A 21338-nucleotide genomic window follows, 5' to 3' on the forward strand; every position below is an offset into this window, starting at 1 on the left:
GCACAAGCAAAAAGCCACGCACCGCACATGGTTCGCGCAACGGAAGGACGCCTATCGCATCGAGATGCGCTGTCCGGGGACGGCGCCAGCCTGCCGCAGTTCGTAGCTCATCTGCATGAGTCGGCGGATGCGTTCCTCGGTCGGCGGATGCGTCGAGAACAACCGGCTGAGACCGCCGGCGGAGAACGGATTGGCGATCATCAGCGCGGAGACGCTTTGCGTGCCGGCGGTCTGACGCATCGGCGCCATCGGTATGCCGGACTCGATCTTGCTGAGCGCGGAGGCGAGCGCCTCGGGGTCGCCGGTCAGACGGCTGCCGTCCTCGTCGGCATCGAATTCGCGCGTGCGACTGATGGCCATCTGGATGAGCGAGGCACCGATCGGGGCGAGGATCATCGTGACCAGCAGACCCAATATCCCGCCGCCGCGGTTGTCTTCGTCGTCGCTGCCGCTACCGCCGCCGAAATACATGAGTGAATAGCCGAGATAGGTGATGACGGTGGACATGGCCGACGCAATCGCGCCGGTGAGGATGTCACGGTTGTAGACGTGCATGAGCTCGTGGCCGAGCACGCCGCGAATCTCGCGTTCGTTGAGCAGCTGGAGGATGCCCTGCGTGCAGCATACGGCCGCGTGGCGTTCGTTGCGGCCGGTGGCGAAGGCGTTCGGTGACAGCGTGGGCGCGATGTAGATGCGCGGCATGGGTTTGCCGGCGCGGGCGGAGAGTTCGCGGACGATGCGGTACAGCGTCGGCGCCTCCTGCTCGGAGACCTGCCGTGCGCCCATCGATGCGATGGCGAGCTTGTCGGAGAACCAGTACGAGATGAACGTGGTGCCCAGACCAATGCAGATATAGATGCCGAGCGTGCCCCGGCGGCCGCCGGTCAGCCACCATATGAGCATGATGATCGCCCACATCAGCGCAAACAACAGGGTGGTCTTCAAGCCGTTGAAGTGGCCACGCACGCGTATTTCTCGGTCCATGGGACCAAACGTAACCAGCGAGACTGGATATTTGCTGAATGTCCGTTGTTAACGGTGCGCAAGGCCGAAAAACACGAGTTGCGAGGCTTTGCCTTGTAAAGAACCGGAAATTTCGGGATGTACCGCCCGCCTATTCGACGGTCGGAATCGGCTGAAGATAGTGGCGGGCGGTTTCGGCGAGCTCGTTGCGCAGCAGGCCGAGGGATTCGCGAGCGTCGTGGACGCGGGTGAGGATGCCGACCTGGCGGCTGGCATCGGCATCACGCAAGGCGCAGGCCACGAGATCGTCCTGCACATGGATCTTCGTATCGAGCGTGGGGACGAGGGAGACGCCCATGCCCATTTCGACCAGGTTCTGCGTGGCCCAGTAGTCGTCGGTGGAGTGACGTATGTCGGGCTGGAATCCGGCGCGGGAGGCGAGCTTGAGCAGATTGGCGCGGCAGGTGGCGCAGCCCGCGATCCATGTCTCGGCGTGCGCCGCGGTGAGGTCGACCGGTTCGCGGTTCCGTTCGTATGCCTTGCCTATGGCGCTCGACCTGCGGACCAGAAGCCGCAGCGGATCGGCGCCGAGCGGCTCGAAATGCAGGGTTTCGTCGATGCGCAGGAAGTGCGGAAGCGTGTCATAACGAAAGATGATCGCGGCGTCGGCCTCGCCGGCGGACACCTGTTCGATGGCTTCCGGCGGCTCCATCTGCGCGAGACTGATCTCAAGGCGCGGTGTGGCGTGTTCACCATTCGTCCCGTGCTCGGCCCCTGCGGCCGCGATAAACGCGTCGCGCGAATCGGCTCCGCCGCCATGCAGGGCCTTTTCGTCGGCGATGCTGAGACGTACGACCGTCTTCGCCACGATGGTCGAGCAGATCGAGGGAGGGGCCACGATGCGCAGATGGGCGAAACTTCCACGACGGTAGTCCTCAAGCTGGCGTTGGGCCTGGGCAAGTTCGTCGGCCATGGCCCCTCCGTGACGGGCCAGCATCGCTCCAGCCGGCGTGAGTTCGACGCCGCGGGCGGTGCGGGTGACGAGCCGCATCGCGCATTGGGATTCGAGCTTCTTGATCTGCTGGCTTATCGCGGGCTGGCTCCAGCCAAGCGCTTTGGCGGCGGCGGAGAACGAACCACAGCGTTCGATCTGCCATAGGGTCACCAGCATCTGCGGATTGAGTTCAACCATGGCTCCAGTGTAGCCGGATGGTGCCATGCAAAGCCGTACCCTCCCCTCAGTCAGCCTATCGGCTGCCGGTTCCCCTCCTTGGCCAGGAGGGGAACCGGAAAATAAGGAGGCTGCGGCTCAGCTACTCGGCGTCTCACTCACCGGCGGCGAGCTCGCGCATCTGCTCGGGCTCGATGACCTTCTTGTGCTCGCGGCCCTCCTTCGCGCCCTCGGCACGCTCGAACCGGTCGATGCGCTTCCACCCGGCGAAGTCGATGGGCCTGATGCCCTTGCCGGCAAGCAGCTCGTCGATCGACGCGGGATCGCGGTCCTCGGCGAACAGCCCGCGCTCCGGGGCTGCGGCGAAGTCCTCCAGCATGTGGTTCACAATCATCAGCGCGTCGGACTTGGTGGAGCCGATCAGACCCACCGGCCCGCGCTTGGCCCAGCCGGTGGCGTACAGGCGCGGTCGCACCTCGCCGCCGTCGGCCTCGGTGGTGATGCGGCCGTCGCCGTTCGCGTTGGCCAGATGCGCGCCCTTCTCGTCGTAGGCGATGCCCGGCGCCTCGGCCGGCTTGTAGCCGATGGCGTGGTACACGGCCTCCACCGGGTAGTCCACGAACTCACCGGTGCGATGCATCCTGCCGTCGGCACCGGTCTCGGTCACCTCCACGCGGATGCCCGTCACCTTGCCGTCCCTGCCGAGTACTTCGGTGGGGGCGGAGTTGAAGTGGATGTAGTACTTGCGGTCGGCGGGGTTGCCTTCGTAGTCCACGTCGCCGTCGTCTTCCATGTCCTCGGCCATCTCGCGGATGGTGAACAGCTCCTCGACCATCTGACGGGCGAGCTTGTCCTTGCCCGCCACCTCGATGGTCTCCTCGTCGAGGTCGAAGTCGTCCTCGTTGATGATGAGCTGCACACCGGGCAGCTTCTCCATCTCACGCAGCTCCTGCACGCTGAACTTGGCCTGGGCCACGCCGCGACGGATGAACAGGTGCAGCACCTTGGCCTTGTTGGCCTTGATGCCTTCGTACACGTTGTCGGGGATGTCGGTCTTGGCCTTGAGGTCGTCGGCGTTGCGCATGAGTTCGCGCGCCACGTCCATGGCCACGTTGCCGCCGCCGATCACGGCCACGTTCTCGGCCTCCAACGGCCATTCGCGAGCGCCCGTGGGGTATCCGTCGTACCATTCGACGAACTTGGCGGCGCCATACACACCGTCGAGGTCGGCGCCGGGCAGGCCGAGCGGCTTGTCCTTCACGGCGCCGGTGGCGAAGAGCACGGCGTCGTAGCGGGCGAGCAGTTCGTCGAGCGTGACGTCCTTGCCGAACTCCACATCGCAGTACAGGTGGATGTTCGGGTTGTCGAGCGTCTTTTCGAGGGCGCCGGCGATGAATTTGATCGACGGATGGTCGGGGGCCACGCCGTAGCGGACCAGACCGAACGGCACGGGCAGCTTCTCGAACAGGTCGATGCGCGCGGTGGCGGGCAGGCCCAGTTCCTCGCTGCGCTTGGCGAGCTGCTTGAGCAGGATGTCGGAGGAGTATACGCCGGCCGGTCCGGAACCGATCACGGCGATGCGAAGTTCGTTAGTATCAGTCACGCATTACAGCGTAACGCATTTGACGCTTACGGAACAGAGGGATTCGCAACGTTGTTCCGCCATGCCGGCGCGAGCGCGGCGGCGCGAGACGCACCCTCCGTCTTCTTGCATCCCATGATTCCCGCCCCGTTCATATCATCCGTTCATATCATCCGTTCATATTGTTGACCATTCGCCGTCATATCATGTTCACCGATTGCACGGCGGGCGTCCCGGACGCCGACCGCGCCGATATCGTCGGCAATGCCGATACGCACATAAGACACATACGAAGAGAACCATATAAAGAAGGAATCTCATGACCGAGAAGACGGAGAAGGACGAGACGGCGAAGCCGCATGGCGATGCCCGCGTAGTCATGCATGACAAAAGCGACGCCGGCTACGCGAAGGACCTCAAGCCCCGGCACATCCAGATGATCGCCATCGGCGGTTCGATCGGCACGGGCCTGTTCCTCGGCGCGGGCGGACGCCTCTCCCAGGGCGGCGCCGGCCTGACCATCGCCTACGCGATCTGCGGCATCTTCGCGTTCCTGATGGTGCGCGCGCTCGGCGAACTGGCCATCCGCCGCCCGTCCTCCGGCGCGTTCGTCTCCTACGCCCGCGAATTCCTCGGCGAGAAGGGCGCATACGTCACCGGCTGGATGTTCTTCCTCGACTGGTCCACCACGGTGATGGCCGACATCACCGCCGTCGCCGTGTACTTCCACTACTGGAAGGCGTTCGAGGTGATCCCCCAGTGGGTGCTTGCGCTCGGCGCGCTGGCCCTCGTGTTCGTGCTCAACATGATGAGCGTGAAGATGTTCGGCGAGGCCGAATTCTGGTTCGCCGCCATCAAGGTGTTCACCATCATCGCGTTCATGGTCATCGCCATCTGGGCCATCGTCACCGGCGCCCCGGTCGGCGACACGCACGCCGGCGTCGCCAACATCACCGAACACGGCGGATTCTTCCCGATGGGCATCGCCCCGGTGTTCGCGCTCACGCTCGGCGTCGTGTTCGCGTTCGGCGGCACCGAGATGGTCGGCGTCGCGGCCGGCGAGGCGAAGGAGGCCAAGCGGGTACTGCCGAAGGCCATCAACTCGATGATCATCCGCATCTTTGTCTTCTATGTCGGTTCCGTCATCCTCATGGCGCTCGTGCTGCCGTACACCGCCTACTCGTCGAATGAGTCGCCGTTCGTCACGTTCTTCTCCGGCATCGGCATCCCGCACGCCGGTGACGTCATCCAGGTGGTCGTGCTCACGGCCGCGCTGTCGTCGCTGAACGCCGGTCTCTACGCCACGGGCCGTACGCTGCGTTCGATGGCCGTGGCCGGCTCCGGCCCGAAGTTCGCCGCACGCATGAACAGGCATCACATCCCGTATGGCGGCATCATCATCACGTCGGCTCTCGGCCTGATCGGCGTGGTGCTCAACGCCGTGCTGCCGGCCGACGCGTTCGAGATCATCATGAATCTGGCCGGCATCGGTATCGCCGGAACGTGGGCCGCGATTCTCGTCACCCATCTCGCGTTCCTGAAGAAGGTCAAGGCCGGCGAGGAGACGCGCCCCGAATACCGCATGCCCGGCGCCCCGTACACGAACTACGTGTCGCTGCTGTTCTTCGCCATCGTCGTGATCTCGAATCTGACGAGTACGTCCGGTCGATGGACGCTGGCGCTGTTCGTGGTGGTCGTCATCGCGATGGTCGCCGGATGGTACTACGTGCGCGGACGCATCGACGGCAATCTCATGGACGAGATGCTCGACGCCGACGAGGACTGACCCTCCCCGGCTCCCCGCCACGTACGGCGGGGAGCCGTCGGACGTATGCGCGGGCGGGGCGCAACACCCCCATCGAGACGCACCCTATTCTGTCCATATATAGGTACTGTCCATATACATATATATGTAATCCACGTACGTAATGCCCATCCCATGGAAGGAATCGGACGATGCGCATTCATATCACCTATACCGGCGGCACGATCGGCATGGTCGACTCGCCGCATGGCCTCGTTCCCGGCGCCGACATGCGCGGCTGGCTGTATGGACTGATCGACGGCACGCAGATCGCGGCCGACCAGGTATCGTTCACCCAGCTCGATCCGCTCATCGATTCGTCGTGCGCAACGCCGGAGAACTGGCAGGCGATCGTGGACGACCTGCGTTCGCATCGCGACGAGGCCGACGCGTTCATCGTCCTGCACGGCACCGATACGATGAGCTATTCGTCGGCCGCCGTCTCATATGCGCTGACGGATTTCGGCAAATCCGTCGTGTTCACCGGGTCGCAGTATCCGCTGGGCATGGTCGAGACCGATGCGACGGCCAACGTGACCGGCGCGCTCAACGCCGTGATATCCGGGCGTGCACAAGGCGTGTCGTTGTTCTTCGGACATCATCTCATCGCCGGTAATCGGGTGAGCAAGGTGTCGTCGTGGGCGTTCGAGGGATTCGCGGCGCCGTCGGCCGGACTGCTGGCGCAGACGGGCGCGCCGTGGCATTGGGAGCCGTACGCCGCCGACGGCCGCGGATGGGCGGACCCCAAGCCGTATACGAGGCATGATGTAGCCGTCGTCGACATGGCGCCGGGAATCACGGCGGCGCGGCTGGAGGCCATGTTCACGCCCCGGCCGGAAGCCGTTCTGGTGCGTGCGTACGGGGTCGGCAACGTTCCGGCCGACGAACCCGGACTGACCGACGTGTTCGCGCGGCTGCTCGACGAGGGAATCCCCGTGGTCGTGGCCTCGCAATGCCAGCAGGCGCGCGTGCTGCTGGGCCATTACGAGGCCGGCGACGCAATCGCGCGTGCGGGAGCTATCGGCACGGGCGATATGACGCTTGAGGCCGCATACGCCAAGATCGTGTTCCTGCTGTCGCAGGGTTTGCGCGGCCGCGAACTCGCCGCGTGGATTCCACGGCCCATCGCCGGCGAAATCACGGCGGCATGACGGAATAGGAACCGTACGGGTCCGGTGGTTCCTGTCCGTTGCGTCAGTTTCGGTCGATGAGCGCGGTGAGCGCCCACAGGATGCTGACCACGTCGATGGCCTCCTGCATGAACGCCCCGACGACCACCGGAATCAGGTCGAACGCGGCCGCGACCATGCCCATCAGCGCCAATCCCAGGCCGAGCAGCACCGCCTGCATCATCACGCGTTTGGTGCGTCGGGCGATGGCGATGGCGCTCGGCACGGCGGCGAGGTCGTCGTTCATGATGACCACCTGCGCGGATTGCGACGCCGCAGTGCTGGTGCCGTCGGTGATGGCCATGCCGAGGTCGGCGGCCGCCAGCACGGGTGCGTCGTTCACACCGTCGCCGACCATCATTGTCACCGATTTCGCGGTGGATTCGCCCAGGAACAGCTGCAGGGCGCGGTCCCACCATGACTGTCGGCGCGGCTGCTCCGCGGCGGCCTTCCGGACCGCGGCCACCTTGTCTTCGGGGAACAATTCGGATCTGACGTCGTCGATGCCCACTTCGGCGGCAATGGCGTTGGCTGCGGCGGCCTTGTCGCCGGTCAGCATCGACAGCCGATCCACCCCCAAGGAACGCAGTCGTTCCAACGATTCCCGTGCGTTGTCGCGCGGCACGTCCTTGAGGACGATCCGTGCGACGAGTCGACCGTCCACAGCCACGTAGGCGGCCATTTCGTCGGCGGCGAGGTCGGCGAAATGGTCGGCGGGGAAGAGCACGTCGCGCATGGCATGGCGACGGGCGCGGACGGCGGCGGACGATGCGCTGCTGATGCCGCCGCTGCCATTGATGCCATTGATGCCGCTGATGCCGCCGCCCATCGGGCGATGTCCGTCGGGGCCGTCCACACGACGCCATGACGGCTTCCGCGGACCGGCCCCGACCCTGCGGAAGCCGTCGTTCGTCGTTCGGGAACGGACCGTCTGCCCCTGTATGTGCGTTTCCGGCAGGGCGGCGAGCTGCGAAGCCACCGCGCCCATGCCGTGCATGCCTCTGGTGACGAAACCGAACCGTCCCACGCGAACGGTGTGCCCATTGACCTCGCCGCTCACGCCGTTGCCGGAATCCTCCTCGATGTTCCTGACGACCGGATACGCCCGACCATGGCCCGGACGGCCGTTTTCGGGGCATCGGCGCTGACCTTCGGCATACCGCGCATGCATCCTTTCGACCGCGGCGGCACCGGCCTTGGCGATGCCCTTGGCGAGGATATGCACCGAATAGCCCTCCACCACACCGGCGAACATGAGGATGTGGTCCTCGTTGAGCGCGGCGGGATGGTTCGGCTTCCGAGACGCATCCGGGCCGGCGGCGTCGGGCAGCGCGACCACGCCGACCGGCATGTCCACGCGCACCACCTGAGGTTTCTTGACGGTCAGGGTGCCGGTCTTGTCGAAGAAGATGTGCGAGACGCGACCGAGGTTCTCCAACACCTCCTGCGCCTTGATGAGAATACCGGCCTTGGCAAGCCTACCAGTGCCGGCCATGTAGGCCACGGGGGCGGCGATGAGCAGAGGACAGGGCGTGGCGAGCACCAGCACCTGGGCGAAACGCGTGGGTGTGCCCGAGACGATCCACGCCACACCTGCGATGACGAACGAGACGACGGTGAACGGCACGGCGAGCAGGTCGGCGGTCCGGACCACCGCGGCGCGCGAGTTCTGCGCCGACCGCACGAGTTCGAGGATGCGCTGGTACTGCGAGTCGCGCGGCAGTTCGGTGGCGCGCATGGTAAGCATGGTGGCGCCGTTGACCGCACCGGACATCACGCGGGCGCCGGCGAACACCTCGCGTGGAAGCGGTTCGCCGTTGATGTTCGAAAGATCAAGCGTGGCCGTGCCGCTGAGCAACTTGCCGTCGACGGGCACGGTCTCGCCGGGCAGCACCTGCAATATGTCGCCGGGCAGCACCTGGTCGACCGGCACCGTGCGCAGATGCGTTGCCCCATCGGATGAGGCCTCCGACACCGCGTCGCCGCCGCGGGGACCGCCCCCGACGCCGGGCAGGTTCACCACATGTGCAATCTGCGGAGCCGCCTCCATCAGCGCGGTCAGGTTTCCCTCGGCCTTGGACTGCGCATACTCCTCAATGGCCTCGCCGGAGCTGATCATCAGAACCACGGCCCAGCTGGCCCAGTATTCCTGCACGGCCACTGTGGAAAGAATCGCCACGACGGCCAGCACATCCACTCCCACATGGCCGTGGCGGATGTCGTCGATCATGCCGCGCAGCGTGTCGACCACGGTATACGCCACCAGCACGATGACGACCCACTGCCCCACGCTCGGGTCCACCATCCAGAACGGGCGCCCCCACGGACGCCAATCCCACAGTCCGGCCACGACGAGGGCGGAGAGGATGGTTATCGGCAACAACGGAACCCGACGGCAGATTCCACAGCAACGATCGATGACTCTTTTCAACGGTGTTTTCGCCGATGCCGTTTCCATCGATGCCGTTTTCATGAATGCCGTTTTCATGAATGTCTCCTTACGCTGGTTTGTAGGGGCCGACATCGGCGTCGCTGCATGCCGCTGGACCAGCTCGGGAGATTCGCCGCGGGTCTTCGCGTGGCACTGCAAGCCTTGCCGGCACTGCAATGGTCACGCCTTGTTAACCCATCCCAGCGTCAGATGGCGTGCAAGCCTCCGGACGCTGTGATACACGGCGTAAAGATTCGATGTTCATTTATTTCGCTAGATACCATACCAGCGATCGGCAAACGGACACGCCGGCACCCTCGTCGAGGCCGGATAGCGGGCTCACGGACGATTCCGCCCATACCGGAGACGAAAACGGGCCGTGGCATCACCTGCTGCGATGATGCCACGGCCCGTCCTGTGATGTCACAGGAGGATTCCCGGCGGAATCACGTCACCATCCGAAGTTGAACGGATCGTCGCTGCCGCCGTTGTCGGAATTACCGTTGTTGTCGGAGTTGCCGTTGTTGTTCTGGTTGTTGTTGCTGTAGCCGTTGGATTCGGAGCGGTTGGAGCCGTTGACGGCGCTTTCCTCCTTGTCCATGGTCACATTGAGCTCGACGGTCTTGCCGTTGCGGACCACGGTGAGCTTGACGGTGTCGCCGAGCGCGGTGGCGCGGACATAGCCGAGCAGCGAGGCGTTGGAACCGACGGTCTTGCCGTTGTATCCGACGATCACATCGCCCTTCTGCACGCCGGCCTTGGCGGCCGGTCCGCCGGAGACGACGCTCTGCACGGCGCTGCCGGCGCGAGTGATGCCGTCCGCCTCGGCGGTGTCGGTCTTGACGGTGACGCCGAGCGCCACGTGCTTGACCTTGCCGTTCTTGATGATCTCGTTGGTCACACGCTTGACGAGGTTGGCCGGGATGGCGAATCCGATGCCGATCGAACCGCTGGACGACGACGAGCTGGAGCTGGACGACGACGTGGCGATCGAGGAGTTGATGCCGATGATCTGGCCGGCACCGTTGAACGTCGGGCCTCCGGAGTTGCCGGGGTTGATGGCGGCGTCGAGCTGCACGGCGTTGGTGACGATCTCGTTGTTCTCATCGTCCATAACGGTGACGGGGCGGTTCAGCGCGGAGACGATGCCCGTGGTCGCGGTGTTCTCGTAGCCGAGCGGGTTGCCGATGGCCATGACGCTCTCGCCGACGGCGAGTTCGTCGGAGTCGGCGAAGTCGGCGACGGTGAGGTCGCTCGGCGGGTTCTGCAGCCTGATGACCGCCAGATCGGTGGTGACGTCGGTGCCGACGAGCTTGGCCGTGTAGAGCGAGCCGTCGGACAGCGTGACCTGAATCTGCGTGGCGCCGGAGACGACGTGGTTGTTGGTCACGATATCGCCGTCCTTGGAGATGATGGCGCCCGAGCCCTTGGCGGTGCCGGTCTGGCCGCCGGACTGGATCTGCGTCTGGATGGCGACGACGGAGCCGGAGACCTTCTTGGCCACGGACGTCCAGTCGACCGACTGGCCGGATTCGGCCTTGGCGCTGCCTGAGCCGCTGCCGGAGTTCAGCGAGGTCATGGACGACGACGTGGGCAGGGAGATCCATCCCCCGGTCAGCGCGGCGAAGCCGAGACCGAGGCTGACGGCCACGGCAACGACCGCCGCGACCACGGCGGTGAGCACCGGGGAGACGCCACGACGCGGCGCGGAGACGCCTGGCGCATGGGGATCGTTGGGATTGCCGCCGTTGCCGCCATTGGGCTGTCCGGGATTATGGAACGGGTTGAACGGGGAGCCGCCCTGCGGGGGTTCGCCGTTGCCATTGCCGTCGGCGGCGTTCTGGGCGTTCTGCTCCTGCTGCACCTGCGGAGGGACGGGGCCGTATGCGCCGAACTGCGGGGCCGGGCGGTACTGCGGCTGCGACGGCGGCTGATTGTAGGCGCCATACTGCGGGGCCGAGGGCGCCGGTCCCGGAACGGGGGCCGATGACGGAGCGGCCGGCTGCTGCGTCTGCGCGTTCGGGAACGGCAGGGTCTGCGTCGGCTGGGCATCGGGAACAGGCAGGGCCTCCGTGGGCTGCTCATTGGCCTGGGCCACCGGCGTGATGGGTTCGGTCTCCTGCCCGGGGGCCGGCTGTTCGCTCTGCGCCGCCACCGGGTCGTACAGCGCGGCGTTGGGAGAGGTCTGGTTCGGCGCGATGCCGTACTGCGGGTTCGGCTGCCCCTGCCCCTGCTGCTGCGCACCCTCGTTGGCGGAGGCGTTTCGATCCGCCCCATCGCCCGGCTGCCGCGGATCCTCGCCCGGCTGCCGCCCCCACTGGGGGACATTGTTGTTTTCAGCCATTGTCACTCCTTAGTCGGTACATGGAGCTCGAACCGCTTTCCCATGTATAACGTGCTCGTTTGAACTATCTATGAGTAAAGACTCACCCTCTGGAAGTTTCCTGAATGTTCCTTGAAAGATAATGTCGAATCCTCTTTCGACTTGCTCAAACCTTCGGAACCCCGACTATACATGCCATTCCACTGCCATTCCACGGCCAGACGACGCCGGAACCCGCCCATCGCTTAGAGTTATACGTATGACTGACGTGACAGACCCCACCATCAACACCGCAAGCGACCTCGTGGAGCACCCGCGCGGCACCGCCCCCGGCAAGCCCGGCGACCGCGGCGCGTTCGGCTTCGAGATCACGCGCCGACTCGATCCCACCGCGGACGGTCTGGGACGGGGCGGATTCCGGCACGGCCGCAGCGGCGTCATCCACACCCCGCACGGCGACATCAGGACCCCCGCGTTCGTGCCGGTCGCCACCCAGGCCACCATGAAGGCCATGCTGCCCGAGCAGCTCGTGGACCTCGGCGCGCAATGCACGCTCGCCAACGCGTTCCACCTGTTCGAACGCCCCGGCGAGGACATCGTCGACGCGGCCGGCGGCCTTGGGAAATTCATGAACTGGCACGGCCCCACGTTCACCGATTCCGGCGGCTTCCAGGTCATGTCGCTCGGCGTCGGATTCAAGAAGACGCTGGCCATGGACGTCACCGGGCTGAAATCCGACGACATCATCGCCAAGGGCAAGGAACGCCTCGCCTTCGTCGACGAGGACGGCGTCACGTTCAAATCGCCGCTCAACGGCGACGTCCATCGCTTCTCCGCGGAGATCTCGATGGGCATCCAGCACAAGATCGGCGCCGACATCATGTTCTCGTTCGACGAGCTGACCACGCTGATGAACACGCGATCGTATCAGGAACAGTCGGTCGAACGCACGTTCCGCTGGGCGAAACGATGCGTCGCCGAGCATCGTCGTCTGACCGCCGAACGGCTCGGCAAACCGTATCAGGCGCTGTTCGGCGTCGTACAGGGCGCGAACTATGAGGACCTGCGCCGTCACGCCGCGCGGCAGATCGCCTCGCTCGACTTCGACGGCGTGGGCATCGGCGGCGCCATCGAGAAGAACATCCTCGGCAATATCTGCGCGTGGATCTGCGACGAGATGCCCGAGCTGCGGCCCCGACACGTATTGGGCATCGCCGCGGTGGACGACATCTTCGCCGGCGTGGAGAACGGCGGCGACACGTTCGACTGCGTGGCGCCCGCACGCACGGCCCGCAACGGCGCGATCTATACGCGCGACGGCCGGTGGAACGTGCTGCGGGCGGCGTTGAAGCGCGACTTCCGACCGCTTGAGGAGGGCTGCGACTGCTACACATGCACGCATTATTCGCGCGCCTACCTGCATCATCTGCTCAAGACGCGCGAGATGAGCGGATGCACGCTTGCGACGATCCACAACGAGCGGTTCTTCGTCCGTCTGCTCGACGATATCCGCGCATCGATCGACGGCGGATATTTCGATGAATTCCGCGACGCGACGCTGGCCCGCTTCTACGCCAACGGCTCACGCGGCTAGCGGCCGGGCGCCTGTAACAACCACGCTCCCCGCCTGCTCCTACGATATGTATCGGCATCCGTATGGTTTCGGGGATAGAAGGAGATTCGAATGGACCTGCTCGAAGCGATGAAGGCGCGCCACGCCATCCGCATGTACACCGATGAACCGGTCGATGGCGACACGTTGGCCGCGTTACAGTCCGAAATCGACGCATGCAACGCCGAAAGCGGACTGCACATACAGATGGCCCACGATCTGGACGACGCATTTCTCGGCCTGAAGACGCATTACGGACGGTTCAAAGGCGTGCATAACGCGATCGCGCTGATCGGCGCGCCAGTGCCTCCGTCCGAGGATGCGACCGCCGGATGGGTCAAGGAGGGCACTGCCGACGAGGCGGCCACCGACCCCGGCGAGATCGCGCTACAGGAGAAGGTCGGATATTACGGCGAACGCCTGGCGCTGAAGATCGTGCAATTGGGGTTGGAGACCTCGTGGTCGGTGCTCGACAACGCCGACGCCGCAGCGGACGCATGGTGGCGTCTCGACCCCGACGAGAAGATCGTATGGGTGTTGGCGTTCGGCCATGGCGCACGACCGGGAGGCAAGCACCGCACCAAGCCGATCGAGGAGCTGTGCAGCATTCCCGAGGGCGTGGAGATGCCGGACTGGTTCCGCCGCGGCATGGAGGCGGCCATGCTCGCCCCCACCTCGTTGAGCCAGCAGCCGTTCCTGTTCACGCTTCACGAGGATGGGACCGTGAGCGCGAATGCCACCGAAGGGTTGTTCGCCCACGTGGGTCTGGGTTGCGCGAAGTACCATTTCGAGGCGGCGTCCGGTCATTCCGTGCGGTAGGAGGATGTCGGCGGGTCACGGCATATGCCAACGCATCCACAACGCATACGTTGCGACACGCCGACATCCCACTCGATTTGCCAAATTCAAACAGCCAATGCTAAATTAACTGTTTGTCTGCGAGTGTGGCGGAATGGTAGACGCGCTGTCTTCAGGTGGCAGTGAGTGTATGCTCGTGGGGGTTCAACTCCCCCCACTCGCACGATTGACGAAAACCCCGAATCGTTGAAATCCCAACGGTCCGGGGTTTTCTCGTCGCCGGCATTGCTGTTTTTGACAACACTTTTGGGGTTATTAGGTCAAAATGTGTGTCTGGTGGTCCAGTCGTTGGCCGGCCATTCGCCCCGGATGCGGAAGTCGTTCTCACGCCATCCAGCCCCCACCCGGCACCCCCGACGACGATTGTCCGGCAGGTTACGCGACGCTGTCGGGGCGGCGAATTCGGGACGTCCGCACACCACGCGACACCACCCCCGTTCTAGACTGGAATTGCAGCCATTACTACCAATGAAGGGGTCCACTTGGCAGGGAAGAAAGACAAGTCGCTCATCTACTGGAACATGAACTACAAGGGCAAGCTGCGCCGCACATGGGTGATGCTGCCGATCTGCATCGTCGTCGGCGTGATCGCCCCGTTCTACACGGCCAACCAGTACGGCAGCGTCATGGTCGGCATCGTGTTCGACATCGTGCTTGCCGTGGTGTTCGTTCTGCAGCTGCTGTACAACATGAAGATGGCGAAGCGTGAGGCCGAACAGAACGCCCGCGCCACCAGCCAGCAGAACTTCCAGCAGGGCATGCCGCAGCAGGGTGGATTCGCGCCGAACGCCCAGCAGCAGCCGAACTATGGTCCCGGAGCATCGGCCGGCCAGCAGCCGAACCCGTACGGCGCGCCGGCGCAACCGAACCAGCAGTACGTGCCCCCGATGCCGGCGAACGCCCAACCCGTCCAGCCGCAATACCCTGCCCAGCCGTATCCGCAGCAGCCTCAGCAGTCGCAACCACAGCAGTCTCAACAGTCCGGCCAGGCGCCCCAGGCATCCCAGACGCCGCAATCCCCATACGGCCGCCAATAGTCCTAGTCCCGGAAGCGCACAGTGACATCGTGACCTTCAGCCAGACGCCCCCGTCTCCGACCCCATGGCAATCCACCGTATGGGTCGGCTCCGACGGGCCTCGGGAGGACGCCGACAAAGAAGCCAGAGGCGAACAGCTGCATATGGCCTGGTTCTACACCAAGTTCGCCCTGTTCTGCTGGGTATTCGCCATCGGCGGCCTCTGCTTCCAACTGGACGAATACAACGGCAGGATCGGATTCGACACCATCATGCCGGCTTTGCTGTTCGGCATTCCCGCGGCCATCACCACCGTCGTCGCAGCCGTATCGTTCCGCCAATGGCATCGTCTGCGACACGGTCGGAATCCTTACGATGGTCTCATCGGCGTGAACGGCAAGGACGTCGCCGGCGCAGTGAACGCCGCATCGCTGAAGATGCCGCATTACGATCAGGACAACGACCCCGATCATCAGAAAATCCGTAGCATCCTTTTCGACCCGGCGATGGATGCGACCGTTCGGTTCCCCGTGTTCATTCCCGTCGACCTGTGGAGGCGCTGCATCAAACCCGTCGAGCCCGACGTCGGTCGCAGCACAACGCCTGAGAATGAGCGCCTCCATACCGCCTATGTCGTGCTTCATGTGGCGAACGGGCGGGCATCCGTCATCGACGTCGACCCCATCAGCACGTTCGAGCAACGTGCGGAATTCGAGGAAAAGGGCGCCGCCGGATGCGTCTCCGGCGGCAGATACGACCGTGACGCCAAGGCCATCATCATCGGGAGGGCATCGAATCGCAACGATGCCCTCCTAGATGCGCGATGAAGCGTCAGTATGCGCCGGCGATGGCCTGATCGAGGTCGGCGATCAGATCGTCGGCGTCCTCAAGACCGATCGAGAGACGAATCATGTTGTCGGTGACGCCGGCCGCCGCGCGGGCCGGGGCGGGCACCTCGCGGTGGGTGATGTGCGCCGGGTCCACGATCAGCGAGCGCGCGTCGCCGATGTTCGGCACGTAGGAGAACAGCCGCGTGCCGTCGATGATGCGCCGAACGTTGTCGGGACTGCCGTCGACGATGAACGACATGATCTGCCCCACGCCGTTGGGGAAGTATTTGCGGACGAGCTCGTACTGGGGTGTGATGCCGAGTCCGGAATAGTTGACCTTGGTCACGTGCGGGCTATGCGTGAGATGTTCGGCGATGCGTGCGGCCGTGGCCACCTGCTGTGAGACGCGCTGCGGCAGCGTCTCCAGTCCGACGAGGGAAAGATAGGCGTTGAACGGGCTTTGCACGGCGCCGAACGTGCGCAGGTATTTGATGCGGATGCGTTTGATGAACGCGGCTTCGCCGTATTTTTCGGCGAAGCTGTGCCATTCGCCGGCGCGATCGTCGCTGATGACCTGCTGGCGCATGGTGAATTGGGGGAATCGTCCGTTCGCCCAGTCGAAACGCCCGCCGTCCACGATGACGCCGCCGATGGCGTTGCCATGCCCGGTGATGCCTTTGGTGGTGGAATGCACGACGATGTCGGCGCCGAATTCGATGGGCCGCAGCAGATAGGGCGTCGGCACGGTGTTGTCGACGATCACGGCGATGCCATGCCTGTGGGCGAGTTCGGCCAGCGGCTCGATGTCGAGGATCTCCGTGGACGGGTTGGCCACGGTTTCGGCGAAGACGGCGCGTGTGTCGGGCCCGATCTTCGATTCGACCTCGTCGAGGTCGTTGATGTCGTGGACGAAGTCGGCGTGGATGCCGAACTGCGGGAGGAAGTCGCCGAGCGCATCGACGCTGGCGCCGTACAGGTCGGTCGGCGCGATGATGCGACCACCGCCTTCGCCCGCGCACATGAGCGCATACGTGACCGCCGCCATGCCGGAGCCGACGGTGACCGCGCCGATGCCGCCTTCGAGGGCGGCGAGCCGTCGCTCGAGCGCGTCGACGGTGGGGTTGGCCACACGGGAGTATTCGAATCCGTCGAGGTCGCCGGCGGCCAACGCCTCGCCGCGCAGGGCGTCGCCGAGGTTGAACGCTGCCGAGGCGTAGATGGGCGGAACGGCCGCGTGATCGTGCTCGTCGTTTGGCTCGTATCCGGCGTGAATGGCCTGTGTTCTGAAATTCGTCATGACTTCTTCCCGACATCGCTCTGCAACGTTTCGTGTCCGACCGTGCGCTGGGCATGGCCGACACCATATAACCATATAAGATATAGCGCCGAATGCTTGTCGTCGTGCCGATTTCGGGCATCCGGCGACGCAGTCATCGGAACGGCGTCGTCCGGTAATAGACTGTCATCATGAGTGTCAACAGTGTTGAGAATCCGAATCAGGATGCGGGGCGAAGCGCCTCCGCGCAGACCGCATACTTCGCCGGCGGATGCTTCTGGGGGCTGGAACGCTATTTTCAGGAGGTCGATGGCGTGGTCGCCACGACGGTGGGCTATGCGCAATCGAATACGGCTGACCCGTCGTATGAGCAGGTCTGTTCCGGAGGGACCGACGCCGCGGAAACGGTCCGTGTGGAGTTCGACCCGTCCCATGTGACGTTGCGCACGTTGAGTCTGCTGTTTTTGGAGGTCATCGACCCGTTCTCCGTCGACCGGCAGGGCAATGACGCCGGGCGGCAGTATCGCACGGGCATGTTCTTCACGGACGACGCCCAACAGGCTGTGTATATCGCCGCGATCGAGCAGCTCATCGACCGTATTCCGCAGCGTCCGGCCGTGCTCATCGAGCCATTGCGCAATTTCTACCCCGCCGAGGAGCATCATCAGGATTATCTGGAAAGGAATCCGGGCGGCTACTGCCATATCCCGTTGGAGAAGATCCGCAATGTGAGACGACGCCAGAAATATGTGGACCGTATCTGGGACCTGACGTTGGAGCAGTTCGCGGTCACGCAGCACGCGGCCACCGAAAGGCCGTTCGTCAACGAATACGACCATACGTTCGAGCCGGGCATCTACGTCGATATCGTCAGCGGGGAGCCGCTGTTCTCGTCGGCCGACAAATTCGATTCCGGCTGTGGATGGCCGGCGTTCTCGAAACCGATTCGCGCCGATCTGGTCACCGAGCATGAGGACGACCGTGTGCCGGGCCGTCCGCGCATCGAGATCCGGACGGCGGAGACGCAGATTCATCTGGGGCATGTGTTCGACGATGGTCCGGCCGCGTTGGGCGGCCATCGGTACTGCATGAATTCCGCCGCGTTGCGGTTCGTGCCGTTGGAGCGTATGGAGGAGGAGGGATACGGGGAGTATATTCCGCTCCTATAATTCACGAATCGCGCGATAGGGCCCAAAAACCGAGGGTTTTGGGCCCTATCGCGCGATTCGTGAACTGCTTTTACCTACTTAACAAACTCCAGGAAGGCATCGGCCTGGTCGGCGAGCTTCTTGCGGTCCTCGTCGGAGAGGCCGAGCTCGCCGGTGCCCCAGGCCTCGGGGGCCAGCGCGACGCCGACCTGGTCATCGAGCAGCTCGGCCTTGTTGAAGCCGAGCACCTCGGTGAGCTTGCCGCGCGTGCCGGCGCCGGCGGACTGGCCGGCGACGGAGCTCAGCGCGATCTTCTTGCCGGCAAGCACGGAGGCGGATTCGGCCGGGAACGGCTCCAGCGGGCGGGACAGCCAGTCGAGCAGGTTCTTCAGCACGCCCGGGTAGCTGTAGTTGTACTCCGGGGAGAAGATCCACACGCCATCGGCGAGCACGACCTCACGGCGGACGGCGGACACGGCGTCAGGGGCCGGGTATTCGGCGTCCTGGCTGAAGAACGGGACGGCGGTGTAGTCGAGGAATTCGACTTCGGCGCGGTCGCCGATGAGCTTCTTGGCTTCCTCGGCGAGCTGCTTGTTGAAGCCGTTCTTGTGCAGCGAACCCACGACGAACAGAATCTTGGACATGATGCCTCCTGATGCGTTGTTCCTATAATTTTCCGAATCGGACGTATTACGTTTCAAATCCATTGTCTCGCATAGGTTGGGACATGCTTTGCCATGAGAGAATCGGCAGGGAAAACCGTTGGAATACCAACGAATGGAATGCCTGAACTGTACTATTGAACCGATACAGTTCGAAGGAATGGAGGACTCGATGACGTTCGCCATAGACCGCGGCAGCCCCACGCCGGTATTCAACCAGATCTACGTGCAGTTCGAGGGCCTGATACGCTCCGGGCTGATGGAGGCGGGGGCGCCGCTCCCCTCCATCCGCCAGCTTGCGCAGAGCCTCGACGTCTCCGCGAACTCGGTGAAGCACGCCTACGAGGATCTTGAGGCGAACGGGCTGATCGTCACCAGCCCCGGGCGCACGGCACGGGTGGCGGAGCGGTCGAGGCTGTCGTGCGACGTGCTGGCGGCGATACAGTGCCTTGTCGTCGCGGCGCACAAGCACAACGCCGACCTCGCCGCCACACAGAACGTGTTGAGCGCGGTCTGGGAGATGGAACCGGAGGAATAGCGAGGGATGGCGTCGCAGCGGCGGTTTCGTGGTTCCCGTCCGTTCCACTAGACTTGGGGCACAGAACATCACGCCGTGCGGCAGCACGCACGAAGGATTGCCCGCGTAAGGAGATACACCCATGCTGCTTAGTGACCACGATATCCTCGCCGCCCATGAGAACGGCAACATCTCGCTCGACCCATGGACCCCGGAGATGGTGCAGCCGGCATCGGTGGACGTGCGTCTCGACCGCTTCTTCCGCGTGTTCAACAGCCATAAGTACACGTATGTGGATCCGGCCGAGAACCAGGGCGACCTGACCGAACAGTTCGAGGTGCCGGCGGACGAGCCGTGGATCCTGCATCCGGGCGAGTTCATCCTCGGCTCCACCTGGGAGTACGTGAAGCTCGACGCCTCGATCGCCGCGCGTCTTGAGGGCAAGAGCTCCCTCGGCCGCCTCGGCATCCTCACCCATTCCACGGCCGGGTTCATCGACCCCGGCTTCGAGGGCCATATCACGTTGGAGCTTTCGAATGTAAGCACGCTTCCCGTGAAGCTGTGGCCGGGCATGAAAATCGGTCAGATGTGCTTCTTCTCGCTGAGCTCCCCCGCCGACAACCCGTACGGTTCCGGCAAGCTCGGTTCGCACTACCAGGGACAGCGCGGCCCGACCCCGAGCCGCTCCTACATCAACTTCTACCGCGCCGACGTCAACGACTGAGCGGCGCCCTACCGGTCGTCGTCATACGGGGAGGCGCGCCAGAAGAGCCGTGGCTTCAGCAGCCGGTGCCAGCGTTCGTCGGCCGTCACCGGCTGTCCGTCGAGGATGTCGCAGGTCATGCGGAGCAGCTCCTTGGCCACCACGTCGAGAGGCTGCTCGATCGACGGGAACGAGAAGGCCTTGGCGATGGCCGAATTGTCGAATCCCGTCACCAGGACCGGCCGCGACAGGATGTTCACATCGGGGTTGCCGTCGATGACGGAATGCTTGACGATGTGGCTGATGCTGGACAACGCGCCGACCGCGAGATTGTCCGACGGGCAGACGATGGCGTCGAGCCCCGGATGCCGCGTATAGAGCTCCGCCGCGGCCTCCTCGCCTGCGCGCATGGCCTCGACGGTGCCGATGGCCCATGATTCCAGCGGCCGTCCCGCATAGACGCCGTCTTCGATGAGGCCTGCCTCGTCGAGCGCGTCCCGCCATCCGGCATACCGGTTGAGCGCGGTTCCCGTGCCGGTGTTCCAGCCGATGTAGCCGATGCGCCGACGTCCGGCGTCGATCAGTCGATGCGTCATCTCCTTGATGGCGCCGTAGCCGTCCACGTCGACCCATGGGATCTTCGCCGCGGTCTCGTCGTCGATGTTCCAGGGGCGTCCGAACAGTACGAACGGTTGCTTGTGCTCCATGAGCCACTGCGGACGGGTGTCGCCCACCTCAAGTTCGTTGAGGATGATCATATCGACGTCGGACTGCTCCATCAGGCTTTCGATGTGCTTCAGTTCGCCGGCCTCGTCGATGCGCGGATACAGCATGATCTGCTTGCCGTCGTTGTTGGCCTCGGCGGCCAGCAGATGCAGGAACGCGTCGAAGATGGGCGACGGCGCGCGATGGGCGCCGGCCGAGATGCCGACCGCCACGACGTCCGACCTGCCGGAGCGCAGACGGCGCGCGGAGGCGTTCGGCTTGTAGCCCAGTTCCTTGATGGCCTCATGGATCTTGGCGCGCGTCGCCTCGGAGACGATATCGGGGGAATTGATGGCGTTCGATACCGTTTGGTGCGAGACCCCCGCCCGACGCGCCACATCACGGATGCTGACCATAGATCACCTCTTGTTCGTTATCAACGGCTTTAGAAACCGTTTAACATCGCCATGATTATCCCATAGGATATGAACGTTCTAGCGGCATTGCCACAACATGCGGCGAACCCACACGTGCCGTGGGGGGACGCGAAGGCAGGCGGGAACGGCCG

General features: G+C 64.3%; 18 protein-coding genes and 1 tRNA gene. 11 read left to right on the forward strand and 8 right to left on the reverse strand.

Annotated features, from left to right (window positions below):
- Nucleotides 1–51: 51 nt before the first annotated feature.
- From htpX to DF200_RS02885, 3 genes are all read right to left on the reverse strand, one after another.
- Nucleotides 52–984, reverse strand: coding sequence for a zinc metalloprotease HtpX (gene htpX, locus DF200_RS02870; protein WP_109136797.1), 933 nt, complete (start codon nucleotides 982–984; stop codon nucleotides 52–54).
- 130 nt (nucleotides 985–1114) lie between these two features.
- Nucleotides 1115–2155 (reverse strand): LysR family transcriptional regulator, encoded by a 1041-nt coding sequence (locus DF200_RS11080; protein WP_241520099.1) that lies wholly within the window; start codon nucleotides 2153–2155, stop codon nucleotides 1115–1117.
- Nucleotides 2156–2288: 133 nt separating this feature from the next.
- The gene (locus DF200_RS02885) at nucleotides 2289–3737 is read right to left on the reverse strand and encodes an FAD-dependent oxidoreductase (RefSeq protein WP_109136798.1); all 1449 of its coding nucleotides are present in this window, start codon (nucleotides 3735–3737) and stop codon (nucleotides 2289–2291) included.
- Nucleotides 3738–4035: 298 nt separating this feature from the next.
- Here DF200_RS02885 and DF200_RS02890 point away from each other — a divergent pair, with 298 nt between their 5' ends.
- Both DF200_RS02890 and DF200_RS02895 read left to right on the forward strand, forming a co-directional pair.
- Entirely contained in the window at nucleotides 4036–5502 is a 1467-nt protein-coding gene (locus DF200_RS02890; protein WP_439098306.1) for an amino acid permease, read from the forward strand.
- A gap of 170 nt (nucleotides 5503–5672) precedes the next feature.
- The gene (locus DF200_RS02895) at nucleotides 5673–6671 is read left to right on the forward strand and encodes an asparaginase (protein ID WP_109136799.1); all 999 of its coding nucleotides are present in this window, start codon (nucleotides 5673–5675) and stop codon (nucleotides 6669–6671) included.
- A 43-nt stretch (nucleotides 6672–6714) separates the two neighbouring features.
- Here the strand turns inward: DF200_RS02895 and DF200_RS02900 are convergent, their stop codons facing one another.
- Nucleotides 6715–9147, reverse strand: coding sequence for an HAD-IC family P-type ATPase (locus tag DF200_RS02900; RefSeq protein WP_109136843.1), 2433 nt, complete (start codon nucleotides 9145–9147; stop codon nucleotides 6715–6717).
- Here DF200_RS02900 and DF200_RS10930 point away from each other — a divergent pair.
- The gene (locus DF200_RS10930; RefSeq protein ID WP_170112472.1) at nucleotides 9056–9358 is read left to right on the forward strand and encodes a hypothetical protein; all 303 of its coding nucleotides are present in this window, start codon (nucleotides 9056–9058) and stop codon (nucleotides 9356–9358) included. The genes DF200_RS02900 and DF200_RS10930 overlap by 92 nt on opposite strands.
- Nucleotides 9359–9571: 213 nt before the next feature.
- Here DF200_RS10930 and DF200_RS02905 read toward each other — a convergent pair whose 3' ends face one another.
- Complete coding sequence (locus DF200_RS02905; RefSeq protein ID WP_109136800.1) at nucleotides 9572–11464, reverse strand: trypsin-like peptidase domain-containing protein; 1893 nt, start codon at nucleotides 11462–11464, stop codon at nucleotides 9572–9574.
- Between the two features lie 238 nt (nucleotides 11465–11702).
- On the opposite strand from DF200_RS02905, the gene tgt reads away from it, so the two are divergent.
- The 5 genes from tgt to DF200_RS02930 all read left to right on the forward strand — a co-directional run bounded on the left by tgt (nucleotide 11703) and on the right by DF200_RS02930 (nucleotide 15756).
- Entirely contained in the window at nucleotides 11703–13037 is a 1335-nt protein-coding gene (gene tgt, locus DF200_RS02910; protein WP_109136801.1) for a tRNA guanosine(34) transglycosylase Tgt, read from the forward strand.
- Nucleotides 13038–13127: 90 nt separating this feature from the next.
- Nucleotides 13128–13874 carry a nitroreductase family protein gene (locus DF200_RS02915; protein WP_109136802.1) on the forward strand — a complete coding sequence of 249 codons (747 nt, stop codon included), beginning with the start codon at nucleotides 13128–13130 and terminating at the stop codon, nucleotides 13872–13874.
- A 119-nt stretch (nucleotides 13875–13993) separates the two neighbouring features.
- A tRNA-Leu gene (locus DF200_RS02920) sits at nucleotides 13994–14076 on the forward strand.
- 319 nt (nucleotides 14077–14395) lie between these two features.
- Nucleotides 14396–14950, forward strand: a complete 555-nt coding sequence (locus tag DF200_RS10960) for a hypothetical protein (protein WP_193903114.1) — start codon at nucleotides 14396–14398, stop codon at nucleotides 14948–14950.
- Between the two features lie 29 nt (nucleotides 14951–14979).
- Nucleotides 14980–15756, forward strand: coding sequence for a hypothetical protein (locus DF200_RS02930; protein WP_146191996.1), 777 nt, complete (start codon nucleotides 14980–14982; stop codon nucleotides 15754–15756).
- Between the two features lie 4 nt (nucleotides 15757–15760).
- Here DF200_RS02930 and DF200_RS02935 read toward each other — a convergent pair whose 3' ends face one another.
- Nucleotides 15761–17056: an O-acetylhomoserine aminocarboxypropyltransferase/cysteine synthase family protein gene (locus DF200_RS02935; protein WP_109136804.1), complete on the reverse strand. Its 1296-nt coding sequence runs from the start codon at nucleotides 17054–17056 to the stop codon at nucleotides 15761–15763.
- Between the two features lie 170 nt (nucleotides 17057–17226).
- On the opposite strand from DF200_RS02935, the gene msrB reads away from it, so the two are divergent.
- Nucleotides 17227–18204 (forward strand): peptide-methionine (R)-S-oxide reductase MsrB, encoded by a 978-nt coding sequence (gene msrB, locus DF200_RS02940; RefSeq protein ID WP_109136805.1) that lies wholly within the window; start codon nucleotides 17227–17229, stop codon nucleotides 18202–18204.
- Between the two features lie 74 nt (nucleotides 18205–18278).
- Here msrB and DF200_RS02945 read toward each other — a convergent pair whose 3' ends face one another.
- On the reverse strand, nucleotides 18279–18827 hold the full coding sequence (locus DF200_RS02945) for an NADPH-dependent FMN reductase (RefSeq protein WP_109136806.1): 549 nt from the start codon (nucleotides 18825–18827) through the stop codon (nucleotides 18279–18281).
- A 190-nt stretch (nucleotides 18828–19017) separates the two neighbouring features.
- Here DF200_RS02945 and DF200_RS02950 point away from each other — a divergent pair, with 190 nt between their 5' ends.
- A complete protein-coding gene (locus tag DF200_RS02950) occupies nucleotides 19018–19383 on the forward strand; it encodes a GntR family transcriptional regulator (RefSeq protein ID WP_158275759.1) in 366 nt (121 codons plus the stop codon).
- A 121-nt stretch (nucleotides 19384–19504) separates the two neighbouring features.
- Entirely contained in the window at nucleotides 19505–20086 is a 582-nt protein-coding gene (dcd, locus tag DF200_RS02955; protein WP_100510334.1) for a dCTP deaminase, read from the forward strand.
- Nucleotides 20087–20094: 8 nt separating this feature from the next.
- On the opposite strand, the gene DF200_RS02960 is transcribed toward dcd, so the two are convergent.
- Nucleotides 20095–21186, reverse strand: coding sequence for a LacI family DNA-binding transcriptional regulator (locus DF200_RS02960; protein WP_109136808.1), 1092 nt, complete (start codon nucleotides 21184–21186; stop codon nucleotides 20095–20097).
- Nucleotides 21187–21338 lie beyond the last annotated feature (152 nt).

Source organism: Bifidobacterium catulorum, assembly GCF_003129925.1.
Classification (GTDB): Bacteria; Actinomycetota; Actinomycetes; order Actinomycetales; family Bifidobacteriaceae; genus Galliscardovia; species Galliscardovia catulorum.